This window comes from Phocaeicola plebeius (genome assembly GCF_003437535.1).
Lineage (GTDB): Bacteria > Bacteroidota > Bacteroidia > Bacteroidales > Bacteroidaceae > Phocaeicola > Phocaeicola plebeius_A.
This window is the reverse complement of sequence record NZ_QSQT01000013.1, coordinates 67554-81405: the sequence shown is the minus strand read 5'-3', so window position 1 is coordinate 81405 and position 13852 is coordinate 67554. Positions and strand designations below refer to the sequence as shown.

Below are 13852 nucleotides of genomic sequence, written 5' to 3'. Positions count from 1 at the left end.
TCAGAAAACATGAAAAAGCACATCAGTCACCTGATATACGGTTGGCTTGCACTAATGGGCCTGCTATCTTCCTGCGGAGAAGACCGCTCAGGAGAATACTATGCCCTGATTGCCACCAAGACATGGATTTACGAGGTGATGCAGGAAAACTATCTTTTTTATGAAGATATTCCGGCAGAAGAGAAACTGGACTTTTTCAAGAAGCCGGCTGAGTTTCTTACTTCAGCCGCATCCTCCAAAGACCAGAAAAACGGGTATGTGTTTTCTCATGTAGACTCCGTGTTTACTACCTCGCGTGCCACCAGCACTTATCCCTGTTTCGGTTTTGAAGCGGCCTTGGTACGTACTGAAGGAGGAACAAATGCGCTGAGAGTCTTGTATACACAGCCTAATTCGCCAGCAGAAGAAGCCGGACTAAAACGAGGTGACTGGATTATTGCTGTAGACAACCAGAAAGTATCCACAAGTGATTATTCCACTTATATCACCCGACCGACAAAAGCGTACAGTTTTACATTAGGTAAATACAATCCTTATCCGGAAGAGGTGGACGACCCGGAATTCAACTACGTGGAATTTGATACGCTTGGAGTAGTCCAGATGCCGGAACCTCGCTACGTGGAAGAACAAGATGTACTTAAATACGGCATCATCTCCTCGGGTTCACGAAAAGCGTTCTACCTGCTGTACAACGAATTTGGAGAAAGTACCGATGCACTCAAGGAAGCGTTTTCACAACTGAACGGACAGCAGTTTGACGATATAATCCTGGACTTGCGCTACAATCCGGGAGGATATGTAAATACATCGCAGCAGCTTTGCTCGGCTTTGGCTCCCGCTACGGCAATGGGACAGCCTTTCCTGCACATGACTTACAATGACAAAATCAATAAAACGGAAACACTGAACTTCGAATCCAGTCCGCTGACCGGAGGAGCAAGTCTGTCTTATCAAAACCTGTATATCCTCACTTCGGGCAATACTGCCTCCGCTTCTGAAATTGTCATCAACTGCCTGAAGCCCTATATGGAAGGTCGTTTGTATCAGGTAGGAGCAGCCACTTTCGGAAAGAATGTGGCTCAGCAACTGTTTACCAATGCAGAAGCTCCAGGCATTGAATTATGGCTCACCACTACTTACCTGAGCAACTCACAAGGATATTATGACTATTTCAAGAACGGATTATTGCCGGATTTCGAAATAGAAGAAAACTATGGAGCTGAATTAGGAGATTTTGGTTCGGCTGAAGACCAGCTTATGCAACCGGTTCTATATAGAATGGAAAACGGAAGTTTCCCGGTGGTTACCAATCCGGACGAATCAGAAGATGCTACGACTTTAAGCCGCAGCCGGACTTCCAAGCATGTACAATTGCTGGTTGACCCCATTGCACGGAAGCCTCATTACAACCGCATAAAAAGATAAAAGTAACCGGTAAGACACACGCTCAGCAAAAATTAAATTTATTACTGATTCTTTTCAACAAAACGCTTTGACTATTTGTTCTAATGTCATACATTTGCAATGTTGCATAAGCAACCAAATAAAAAGTCAGCATCAGTAATGAAAAGAATTACAAGTTTACTCTTACTGCTTGGCGCAACTCTCAGCAGTTATGCCCAACAAGTACTTACTCTGGACAGTTGCCGGGCGCTCGCTCTGGCCAACAACAAAGAGCTGCGAATTTCACAGGAAAAAGTCAATGCCGCCCACTATGAGAAGAAGGCTGCATTCACTAATTATCTGCCTAAAATTGATCTTACAGGGGGATATATGCGTACGCAAAAAGAAATATCCCTGCTCAGTGATGCACAGAAGCAAAGCATCGGTAACATGGGTACCAACTTAGGAAACCAGTTGCAGCAAGGTATGCAGTCGGCTGAATTCCAGGCTGCCATGAAACAACTTGCTGCGGCAAATCCCGGACTGGCTGCCGGATTGCAAGGATTGCTGCCGGGTGCTGTGGCCGGACTTACGGATGGACTGAACGCCGTAGGACAAGGTCTGGTGGATGCCTTCCGTACAGATACCCGAAACATGACGGTGGGAGCTGCGACCCTCACCCAGCCTCTCTTTATGGGTGGAAAAATCATTGCCTACAACAAGATTACCAAATATGCAGAACGTCTGGCTGAATCACAGCATGCCACGGGTATGCAAGATCTTATCCTGCAGACGGACCAGATTTACTGGCAAATCATTTCACTCGTCAATAAGAAAAAACTGGCAGAGAATTTTTTGGAACTGGTACAGAAACTGGATTCGGACGTAGACAAGATGATAAAAGAAGGGGTGGCTACCAAAGCCGACGGATTAAGTGTCAAAGTGAAAGTGAATGAAGCCGAAATGATGCTTACTCAGGTAGATAATGGCTTGAACCTCTCAAAAATGCTTTTGTGCCAGCTCTGTGGTCTTCCGTTGGAAACCGATTTCCAACTGGCCGATGAAAGCATGAAAGACTTGCCCCTCCCCAACACCTATACGGAGGCGAACGTAAGCACGGCTCTCAGCAACCGTGAAGAGCTGAAGAGTCTGGAATTGGCATCGGAAATCTATCGCCAGAAAGTAAACGTAGTTCGCGCGGATTTTCTTCCTTCTGTAGCTTTGACCGCCAATTACTTAGTGACCAACCCATCGCTCGTCAACGGATTTGAAAATAAATTCCGTGGCATGTGGGCTGCCGGAATCGTCGTAAAAATCCCTGTATTCCACTGGGGAGAAGGTATCTATAAGGTAAAGGCCGCAAAGGCAGAAGCGAACATCGCCCGCTACAAACTGGAAGACATCAAAGAAAAAGTGGAACTCCAGGTAACACAGAACTCCTATAAGGTAAATGAATCGACCAAGAAATTAGCTTTAGCCGAAAAGAACATGGAAAAAGCAGAAGAAAACCTGCGCTATGCCAATTTGGGATTTAAGGAAGGAGTCATTCCGACCAGCAACGTGCTGGAAGCACAAACTGCCTGGTTCTCGGCGCAAGCTGGAAAAATAGACGCACAGATAGACGTCAAAATGAGTGAACTTTATTTGAACAAATCAATGGGAATTTTAAAATAATACAGATATATGGAAAAGACTCAACGCAACAATATCATGCTGGCCTTCTTTACATTGTTAGCCGTAATCGTTATCGTCAGCATCATCGGATTCTTCACCTTAGGAAAAGGTCCTGAAATCATACAAGGCCAGGCTGAAGCCACAGAATACAGGGTATCGAGCAAGGTACCGGGACGTATCCTGAAATTCTTTGTCAGCGAAGGAGATAAAGTGAAAGCGGGTGATACACTGGCTATTCTGGAAGCTCCGGATGTAATGGCTAAATTGTCGCAGGCACAAGCTGCCGAACAGGCTGCACAGGCACTGAACGAGAAGGCCCTGCGAGGTACAAGAAGCGAGCAACTGCAGGCCGCATACGAAATGTGGCAGAAAGCCAAAGCAGGACTGGAGATTGCCGAAAAATCATACAACCGTGTGAACCGCCTGTACGAAGAAGGAGTGATGACCGCACAGAAAAGAGATGAAGCAAAAGCACAATACGATGCCATGAAGGCAACCGAACGTGCAGCCAATGCACAGTACACAATGGCCAAGAATGGTGCACAGCGTGAAGACAAGGCCATGGCTGCCGCACAGGTAGAACGTGCAAAAGGAGCTGTAGCCGAGGTTTCTTCTTACGTATCGGAAACTTACTTAGTAGCTGCAGCCGATGGAGAAGTGGCCGAAATCTTCCCGAAAGTAGGTGAACTGGTTGGTACAGGCGCTCCCATCATGAACGTAGCCCAACTGGATGACATGTGGGTGACATTCAACGTACGTGAGGATTTTCTGAAAGACTTCACCGTAGGAAGCAAGATTAAAGCCTACGTGCCTGCCCTGGAAAAAGAAGCTGAATTCCAGGTGACAGTCATGAAGGACTTAGGTACGTATGCCGCATGGAAAGCCACCAAGACCACCGGTCAGTTTGACCTGAAGACTTTTGAAGTAAAGGCAAAACCCGTACAGCCTGTAGAAAATTTACGTCCGGGTATGTCTGCTATCATTGAAAAATAAATCCACATGTCGACAACCACCTATCAATGTTACCTGAAAGTGATGCGAAGAGAAATTCTCCGCATTGCCACCAAGCCGATGTACCTGTTCTGCATGGTCATCGCTCCATTGTTCTGTTTCCTGTTTTTCACCACCCTGATGGAAAACGGGCTGCCGACCAATTTGCCTGCAGGAGTGGTGGACCTCGACAACACCGCCACGACACGCAACATTATCCGCAACCTGGACGCGTTTCAGCAGACCCAGATTGTAGCGCATTACCCAAGTGTCACAGAAGCAAGACAGGCCGTACAGCGCGGAGAGATTTATTCATTCTATTACATTCCGAAAGGAACGACCGAAGAAGCCCTTGCCAGCAGACAGCCTAAGGTATCTTTCTATGTCAACTATTCTTACCTGATAGCAGGTTCCTTGCTCTACAAGGACCAGAGAACCATGTCGGAGTTAGCCTCTGCAGCCGTGGAACAAGCAACTCTATTAGCCAAAGGAGCCACCGAAGACCAGGCACTTGCCTTCCTGCAACCGGTAGTCATTTCTACCCATGCACTGAACAACCCCTGGCTGAACTACTCGGTGTACCTGTGTAATACCTTGTTTCCGGGCATTCTGATGCTGCTCATTTTCCTGACTACCGTATATACCATCGGAACAGAATTAAAGGAAAAGACTTCAAAAGAATTGATGCAACTGGCCGATAACTCCATTGTGACGGCACTGGTGGGGAAATTGATTCCTCAAACCGTGACGTTCTTCATCATGGCCACGTTCTATAATGTGTACTTGTACGGATTCCTGCACTATCCGTGTCACAGCGGGATTTTCCCGATGCTGTTAGCCGGGCTGCTGCTGGTACTTGCTTCACAAGCATTCGGCGTATTCCTTTTCGGTTTGTTCGGTTCACTCCGTCTGGCATTGAGTGCTGCTTCTCTGTGGGGAGTCATTTCATTCTCCATCTCGGGATTCACTTTCCCGGTCATGGCGATGCACCCTACACTGCAGGCTTTATCCGTCTTGTTCCCCTTGCGGCATTATTTCCTGCTCTACGTGAATTTGGCCTTAAACGGTTATCCGGTCATTTATGCCTGGCATGCCGTTACCGCCCTGCTGCTATTCATGCTCCTGCCTTTCTTCTTCCTGAAAAGAATACGCACGGCCATGCTGCATTATGTCTATATCCCTTAACCCTTTGCGTTCATGAAAAAAGAATCGTTAAAACAAACCATACAACAAGGCTTTGCAGGTCTCTTCCATATATGCAAGCAGGAACTGAAAGCCGTTTTCAAAGACCAGGGCGTACTTATTTTCTTCTTGCTTGTCCCGCTGGCCTACCCGCTGGTATATGCCTTTATTTATACCAATGAGGTGGTACGAGAAGTGCCTGTAGCGGTGATTGACAACAGCAACACGGCACTCAGCCGCCAGTTTATCCGTACGGTTGATGCAAGCGCCGATGTGCATATCCAGTCGCATTGTGCGGATATGGAAGAAGGGAAAAACCTACTGAAAGAAACAAGGGTATATGGCATTCTCTACATTCCGGAAAGCTTCAGTAAAGACATTTCCTCCGGAAAACAAACTACAGTCAGTATTTATTGTGACATGAGTGGTATGCTATACTACAAAGCACTAGTATTGGCAAGTACCAACGCTTCACTTACCTTAAATAAAAAAATTCAGATACAGCGAATGGGAAATACAACGGAACGGCAGGATGAGATCAGTACGGCTCCCATTGAATACGAAGATATATCGCTATTCAACCCGCAAGACGGATTTGCCAGCTTCCTGATTCCAGCTGTGCTCATCCTGATTATACAGCAGACGCTATTGTTAGGCATCGGACTTTCAGCAGGAACCGCCCGTGAGAATAACCGCTTCAAAGACTTGGTCCCCATCAGCCGGCAGTATCAGGGTACGCTCCGCATTGTAGGCGGAAAGTCATTGGCCTATTTCCTGATTTATGCATTAGTGGCTGCGTATGTGCTCTGCCTTGTACCGCAACTATTTGATTTGGTACAAATTGCACAACCTATGACCTTGCTGGCTTTTGTGGTGCCTTACATCTTGGCATGTATTTTCTTTGCGATGACCTGCTCCATCTTTATACATCACAGAGAATCGTGTCTGATGATTTATGTCTTCACCTCCGTGCCGCTCCTGTTTATCTCCGGAATCTCCTGGCCGGGAGCTGCCGTACCTACGTTCTGGAAAGTATTCTCCTGGATATTCCCATCTACGTTCGGTATCAACGGGTTTGTAAGAATCAATAACATGGGCGCAACTCTTCCGGAAGTGTTAGTCGAATATCAGGCACTTTGGATACAGGCTATCGTATATTTCTTCACAACCTGCATTGTCTACCGGCGACAAATCATATTGAGCCGCCGACATGCCATGGAACGCCTACGCATGTTCAGGCTACGAAAACTGGTTGCCAAGACATCCAAATAACCAAACTTTAGTTCAATTATCCGGCTTCGTAAATTTTACCAGGCCGGATAATTTATCTTTATTAACACCTGAACAAGAGTGAATACCCCAGAATACTCGTAGCTTTGCGAATATTTATAAACGAGCTTATGAAACATCTTATTTATATATTCGCCGGGCTGATATGTTGCCTGATTACATTACCTCAGGTGGGGGCTTCTCCATTGGAAAACAAGAAACAGCGTTTCCGAATTACCGTACTGAATACCGGAGGAGAACCACAACAAGGTATCATTCTGAAAGTGGCAGGCTACAGCAGCGAGTATATCAGTAACGAACAAGGTCTCATCGATTTCGAACAATCCATTGACAACAATTACGTTCGTACTGCCAATTTTTACTTCCCGACAGATAAGAACAGAACTATCAAATCCTTGCGACTGGACGAAGCAGCACAAGATACAATCATCCGCATAGACCGTCCGGAGGATTTGGCACGCTTCAAGCAAAGCGGTAAGACTTTACTGGTAAATGGCGTGCTGAAAGAAGGAGGTAAACCTGTTCCTCATGCAGAAATCAGCATCCAGGGAACTGGGAAACACACATTCTCTAATGCGCAGGGTGAATTCAGTATTGAAGCGGATTACAGTCACCTGATTATGATACGGGCAGAACGCATGGAAAACAAGTATCTCGACATCGAATCTTTCTTGCAGAACCCTAACCAGCCGCTGGAAATACGAATGACAAAGAAAGGAGCCGACCGGGTGTATCACGTAGTAGAGAAAATGCCGGAGTATCCTGGAGGCATGAAAGCCTTCTTCAACTATATCAGAAGAAAGGCGCATACCACGGAACTGGCTGAAGAAACTCAGAAAGAGGGGGCGGTCATGATTCAATTCATTGTAGAGAAAGACGGTAGTATCACTTCTCCCAGCATCGTAAGAGGGCTGGACGCACGTCTGGATACGGCCGCTTTAGATGCCATCATAGTGATGCCCGACTGGATTCCGGCTCAGGAACATGGGATTAACGTACGCTGTAAATATTCTGTTCCGGTTCCTTTCAAGAAACCGAAACCGACTCCTCCTGTTGCCCCGAAATCCACTCCTGACATAAAGAAAGACAGTCTTTCGGTACCTTCTGCTCCAGCAGACTCTCTTGCGGAGGATTCAGTTCTTCAGGTTATCCCTATGCCATCCGTAGACTCACTGATGACAGATACATTGGCCACAGATACAACCTTAGTGGTCTCTACCGACAGTACAAGCGTACAAAAAGAGACAGTTGCCCCGTTGTCTACTTCTGAAGCCACAGAAGTCAAACCGAAAAAACGGAACTTCTTAGTCCGTTTCTTCCGCTGGCTATTCGGCATCAAAGACAAGGAAAATACGCCCGCAGAGTCCAAGGAAGAGAAAACATCAGAAGTCGTACCTGAAGGAGCTATTCAAAAAGAAGAATAAATGTAAAACTTAAATAACACAGTCATGAAAAAACTTTTTGTACTTTTTTATGCGCTAATGTGCCTGGTTACTCTGCAGGCACAAAAGGTAACACTACAGGATGTAGCCAACGGTACCTATCGCGCACAAAGTATACAGGGATTAAAACCGATGCTGGACGGTGAACATTACACCCAGATCAGCAAGGACCACAAACGAATCGTCAAATACTCTTTTAAGACCGGTAAAGAGGTAGCTACCATCTTTGACGTAGCCACTGCCCGCAACCACAAGTTGAAAAATTTCGATGACTATATTATGTCACCGGACGAAAGTCTGATATTGATTCAAACGGAGACCAAACCGATCTACCGTCGTTCATTCACAGCTGTATATTATATATACAATGTGAGAAACCGTACACTTGAACCTTTGTCAAACAACGGTCCGCAGCAGGTTCCTTTGTTCTCACCCGACAGTCACCAGATTGCGTTTGTGCGCAACAACAACATCTACCTTATCAAACTGCTTTTCGGTAACAGCGAATCGCAGGTAACGAAAGACGGAGAATATAACAAGGTGCTCAACGGTATTCCCGACTGGGTATATGAAGAAGAATTCAGCTATAACCGCGCCTTCGATTTCAGTGCAGATAGTAAAATGATTGCATACGTCCGCTTCGATGAAAGCCAGGTTCCCATGTACTCTTTCCCATGGTATAAGGGTATGGCTCCAGAAAAAACAGAGTACACCACCTATCCGGGAAGCTATGACTACAAATATCCCAAAGCAGGAGTTGTAAACTCCAAGGTTAGCGTACATTCTTTTGACATAAAAAGTCGTGTAACCCGTAAAATGGAACTTCCTGTAGATTCTGACGGTTATGTACCTCGCATCAAATTCACAGATGATCCGGAAAAGCTGGCCATCATGACATTGAATCGCCACCAGAACCGCTTCGACCTTTATATGGCCAACCCACGCAGTGCCATCTGCAAAGTAGCCATCCGCGACGAAGCAGAGCAGTACATTAAAGAGCAAGCCTATTCAGACATTGCATTCTATCCGGAACACATCGTCATGATGAGTGAACGTGACGGATACAACCACCTTTATCTGTACACCATTGGAGGAAACCTGGTGAAACAAATCACAAAAGGAGAATTTGAGGTAAAAGATTTCCTGGGATGGGACCAGAAAGCAAATGTTTTCTATTACACCAGCAACGAAGGAAGCCCCTTGCGCACTGCGGTGTACAAGATTGACGGAAAAGGTAAAAAGACCAAACTTTCTACACGTACCGGAACAAACAGTGCGTTATTCAGCAAAAATCTGAATTATTACATCAACACGTATTCCAGCGCGCAGACTCCTACCCTTATTACGCTGAACAACAACAAGGGTCAGGAAATGGTTACACTGCTTGACAACAAAGAACTGAAAAGCAAAACAGCTCAGCTAAACATGCCGACAAAAGAGTTTTTCTCTTTCAAAACCAGTGAAGGAGTAGAACTGAACGGTTGGATGATGAAACCGGCCAACTTCAATCCTTCCAAGAAATATCCGGTAATCATGCACCAATATAGTGGTCCCGGCTCTCAGCAAGTACTCGACAAGTGGGGTATCGGAAGCTTCAGTGACGGGGGTATGTTCGAAGCTGTAATGTGCGATAAAGGCTATATCATGGTCTGCGTGGACGGACGTGGTACTGGAGGTAGAGGAGCAGCATTCGAAAAATGCACTTACCTTTCTATCGGCGTGAAAGAAGCTACCGACCAGGCTGAAGCAGCTAAATACCTCTCTACTCTGCCTTACGTAGATGGAAGCCGTATTGGTATCTGGGGCTGGAGCTATGGAGGATACAACACGTTGATGTCAATGAGCGAAGGTTCAGGCGCATTCAAGGCCGGAGTTGCCATTGCCGCTCCGACAGACTGGAGATTCTATGACTCAGTCTATACCGAACGCTTCATGCGCACACCGAAAGAAAACGGTGACGGTTACCAGGCTTCTTCTGCCATCAGCCGGGCATCCAAGCTGAAAGGAAAGCTGCTGCTCATTCATGGAAGTGCAGACGACAACGTACACTTGCAGAATTTCATGGAGTACAGTGAAGCACTGGTACAGGCAAACATCCAGTTTGATACACAGATTTACACCAACCGTAATCATAGTATCTTCGGAGGAAATACCCGCAACCACCTGATGAACAGAGTGGCTAATTTCTTCCTGCAGAACCTATAATATTTCATGTAGCAGATGACACCAGTCACAAGAAACTGGTGTCATCTGTTTTTCTTTGTTCTTTTATCTTACCACTATGACACACATCAGAAAGCCTGATTGGCTAAAAATCCAGATTGGCACCAATGCCCGATATACTGAAACCAAACGCATTGTAGATACTCATAAGCTTCATACCATCTGCAGCAGTGGACGCTGTCCCAACTTAGGTGAGTGCTGGGGAAAAGGCACCGCCACCTTCATGATTGGAGGAGCCATCTGTACCCGTTCCTGCAAGTTCTGCAATACACAAACCGGAAGACCTCTCCCATTGGATCCGGAAGAACCGCTCAGAGTGGCCCAGTCCATCCAACTCATGAAGCTTGACCACGCGGTCATCACCTCTGTCGACCGGGATGATTTAAAGGATTTAGGTGCCTCACACTGGGCTGCTACCCTGATGGCCATCCGAAAATTGTGTCCTGACACCACCATAGAGGCACTTATTCCCGATTTTCAAGGCCACAGCGAATTATTGCAACAGGTCATTGAAACACGTCCCGATATTCTTTCACACAACCTAGAAACCGTCCGCCGTCTCAGTCCACAGGTCAGAAGTGTAGCAGATTATGATACCAGCCTGAAAGTTATCCGTCAGATTGCAGAAAATGGACTAAAGGCCAAATCCGGTATCATGGTGGGGTTGGGAGAAACCATAGAAGAAGTAGAAGAAACGATGGACGACCTGCTACAGAACGGTTGCCAGATACTGACCATCGGACAATACCTGCAACCAACAGCCAAGCACTATCCGGTAGCAGAATACATCCATCCAGACCAGTTCAAGAAATTCAAAGAAATAGGTGAAGCCAAAGGATTTGAAATTGTAGAAAGCGGTCCGCTGGTCCGTTCTTCTTACCATGCTGAAAAACATCTCCGCAGACAATGAACAATTTTCTTTTTCCATTTGTTGCAATTTTATCAACAGATGCTTTTCAACGATGAATCTATTGCTCAAATACAAAGATAAAATTGTATCATTTGGATTGCTTCCTATCATTATCACACTGATAGGCATTCATCTGTTCCCAACGACCGCCATGTTGGGAACAGGACTTGCTATCAGCATTGCGGGACTGCTTTATGATGTGTTGCGCCTGAAAGGACTTAATTTCTTCCTTTTGCAGGGAACTATCGGAATTGGTGTCTGCTTCCTTTTAAGATTGTTCACCGGATATGAATACATCCCTAAGAACAGTCTGACTCCTTCATTGGAATTCATGCTGTTAATATGTGCCTTCATCCATGTAACAGCCCCGGAAATTTATCGGAATTTTTTGAAGAAGTTTCATCTTAATTTCACTTCTTCTTACCTATTGGAAGCAAAAATAATCGTGATTTTTTCCAGCATCCACTTGATTATTTTGTTTTTCCTGTACAACAAGCTGATTCCCTTTTCCCCTGAAAATAACTTTGGAATCATCTATTTGATTCCTACACTTATTTACGTAATATGTCTGGTCATTAACATCGTAGGAATACAAATTGCCGCCACACAATCACCACGAGAGCAACATATCATACGGATTATTCCTATCTGCAACGGGAAAATATATCTTACCCCGCATGCAGAAAACACAACGATTTGGGATGCTCCTATCAAGACTTTATTTGACGGACCGTTAAGAAAAAGCCAACGTCACGCAAAGAACCTGATAAAAAAACATCAGTCAACTTCTCAAACTACACATAAGAAAAAGTTCATACCAAGACTCATACTTAGCTACCGTACACAAGGCAGTACACCGGCTTTTGTACAGTTATATATACTTCCTGTCAGCCATGAAGATGAATTCAAACTCTCGGAAGGATACTTCTTTACCTGTGAAGACATCAGACAAAATCCGGAAAAGTTCAGTAACGAACTAAGAATTGAATGTGACCGTCTGCACATGGTGGCCCAGATATGGAAAGAATTCAAATAAGATACTACTTATAAATCAGGAAGATACAAGGAATCTTATTCAGCTCCGGTAACTTTCCCTTCCATTCCTTAACGGTTTTGGTCTGGATAAATTCTCCTTCACAAGTTATATTGGCCGCAATACACAATTTCGTTTGCGGACGACAAGTTTTCAAAATGTCTTCCAGCATCTTATGGTTGCGATAAGGAGTTTCGATAAACAACTGGGTCTGGTTTTCGGAATAAACACGTGCTTCCAGTTCTTTTAAACGGCGCATGCGGTCAGCCGGTTCTATCGGTAGATACCCATGAAAAGCAAAACTCTGTCCGTTAAATCCTGAACCCATCACCGACAAGATAATAGAAGAAGGCCCTACCAGAGGAACCACCTTAAAATTCCGCTTCTGGGCAATAGCTACCACATCGGCTCCCGGATCGGCCACAGCCGGACAGCCAGCCTCGGAAATAACTCCCATGGAGTGTCCCTCTGCAAGCGGAGCAAGATAACCCGATATAGCTTCCGGAGAAGTATGCTTGTTCAACGGATAAAAAGTAAGCTCATCAATACAAATATCCGCATCCACCTTTTTCAAAAAGCGACGTGCCGAGCGCACATCTTCCACTATAAAATGCTTTATATTGACAATTATCTCCCGATTATAAGAGGGTAAAACCTTTTCGATAGCCGTATCACCTAAAGTAACAGGCAACAAATACAATGCAACTTCCATAAGGAATCTTTAAGTCAATCAGTTTAATTCTTTTATCATTCCAGAATAATCCGTACATTCCAACAAACTCTTTAGAGTCATTTCCGGATGCTTCTTCATATATCGCTCTACAGCCTTCATCCCCAGCCATATTCCCAAGAAAGGAGGAGTCTTTTCACCGTTAAACAGAAGCCGTGTGTTAGAAGATACATACGAGCGAATAATCATTGGATCGGTAGTCCTCATATAATGGTTCTGACGGATTTCCTCCCAAAGTTCTTTTTCGTGCTGCTCGCACCATTTTATTTCTTCCTTGGAGTAGCCCAAAGCCGTTTTGCCACTTCCATTTCCTTCAAGAATAGTTTCCACAACCCAGGCTATTTTCCCCCGATACAACAGAATATCCATCAAAGAACGATGACCTTCCTGCCACAAGAAAGGATACTGTCCCAGCAAATAAAAGGTAAAGCAATCAGGCACGATGTATTCCGGCGACATCGAGCGTCGCTGGTTTGCGTAATAATATTTTTTATAGAGAGGATAGTCACTCCCCATATACTTGTCCAGACTGATTCCCAAAATACTGTCTCCAACAACGACAGACTGATTCAGGGCAGAAATCTGCGTATAAATCTGCGGAACCGGCAACTCATGAATTTCTTTTTTCAGGTTGCTGAATCCCCGTGTCAGATGCTGTTCAAGATTGCTTACATCCTTAAACTTCTCTCCCACATCTTCCATTAAATGTACCAATATGGAATCTGAGAAATAAGCACACAAACGGTCGTTCATGTCTACCATATCCACAGAACCCAAATCAAGTACTTCCTCTATCAGCAGACGCGTCTCCTGGGAAAATTCAGTATTCATCCGTTGCAGGGAAAAGAAACTGTTCTGCACAGTTGCTTCATACTGCAAGCGGTCATATCGGGCTATCTTTATTCCTGAAAACGAAAAATCGTCTTTCTGCTTGTCAGAACGACAGGCAGAAAAGACGATTATACTCAGTAATATAAAAATAAGCCGATACATTC

The 13852-nt window shown here is 45.1% G+C and carries 11 protein-coding genes; 9 read left to right on the top strand and 2 right to left on the bottom strand.

The annotated features are described in order from the left end of the window. The first annotated feature begins 9 nt into the window (after nt 1-9). From DXD04_RS08410 to DXD04_RS08370, 9 genes are all read left to right on the top strand, one after another. Nucleotides 10-1425, top strand: a complete 1416-nt coding sequence (locus DXD04_RS08410) for a S41 family peptidase (RefSeq protein ID WP_259299536.1) — start codon at nt 10-12, stop codon at nt 1423-1425. Between the two features lie 138 nt (nt 1426-1563). Beyond that, nucleotides 1564-3057 carry a TolC family protein gene (locus DXD04_RS08405; protein ID WP_117672599.1) on the top strand — a complete coding sequence of 498 codons (1494 nt, stop codon included), beginning with the start codon at nt 1564-1566 and terminating at the stop codon, nt 3055-3057. 9 nt (nt 3058-3066) lie between these two features. Further along, the gene (locus DXD04_RS08400) at nt 3067-4050 is read left to right on the top strand and encodes an HlyD family secretion protein (protein WP_117672563.1); all 984 of its coding nucleotides are present in this window, start codon (nt 3067-3069) and stop codon (nt 4048-4050) included. A 6-nt stretch (nt 4051-4056) separates the two neighbouring features. Then, nucleotides 4057-5232, top strand: a complete 1176-nt coding sequence (locus DXD04_RS08395) for an ABC transporter permease (RefSeq protein ID WP_117672561.1) — start codon at nt 4057-4059, stop codon at nt 5230-5232. Between the two features lie 12 nt (nt 5233-5244). Further along, a complete protein-coding gene (locus DXD04_RS08390) occupies nt 5245-6501 on the top strand; it encodes an ABC transporter permease (protein ID WP_117672559.1) in 1257 nt (418 codons plus the stop codon). Between the two features lie 128 nt (nt 6502-6629). After that, nucleotides 6630-7943 (top strand): energy transducer TonB, encoded by a 1314-nt coding sequence (locus DXD04_RS08385; RefSeq protein WP_117672557.1) that lies wholly within the window; start codon nt 6630-6632, stop codon nt 7941-7943. Between the two features lie 24 nt (nt 7944-7967). Then, nucleotides 7968-10166, top strand: a complete 2199-nt coding sequence (locus DXD04_RS08380) for a S9 family peptidase (RefSeq protein ID WP_117672555.1) — start codon at nt 7968-7970, stop codon at nt 10164-10166. A gap of 76 nt (nt 10167-10242) precedes the next feature. Further along, nucleotides 10243-11094, top strand: a complete 852-nt coding sequence (lipA, locus tag DXD04_RS08375) for a lipoyl synthase (RefSeq protein ID WP_117672553.1) — start codon at nt 10243-10245, stop codon at nt 11092-11094. Between the two features lie 52 nt (nt 11095-11146). After that, nucleotides 11147-12130 (top strand): hypothetical protein, encoded by a 984-nt coding sequence (locus DXD04_RS08370; RefSeq protein ID WP_117672551.1) that lies wholly within the window; start codon nt 11147-11149, stop codon nt 12128-12130. A 4-nt stretch (nt 12131-12134) separates the two neighbouring features. Here DXD04_RS08370 and DXD04_RS08365 read toward each other — a convergent pair whose 3' ends face one another. Further along, entirely contained in the window at nt 12135-12839 is a 705-nt protein-coding gene (locus tag DXD04_RS08365) for an SAM-dependent methyltransferase (protein WP_117672549.1), read from the bottom strand. A gap of 18 nt (nt 12840-12857) precedes the next feature. Next, a complete protein-coding gene (locus DXD04_RS08360; RefSeq protein ID WP_117672547.1) occupies nt 12858-13850 on the bottom strand; it encodes a gliding motility protein GldB-related protein in 993 nt (330 codons plus the stop codon). Between the last annotated feature and the right edge of the window lie 2 nt (nt 13851-13852).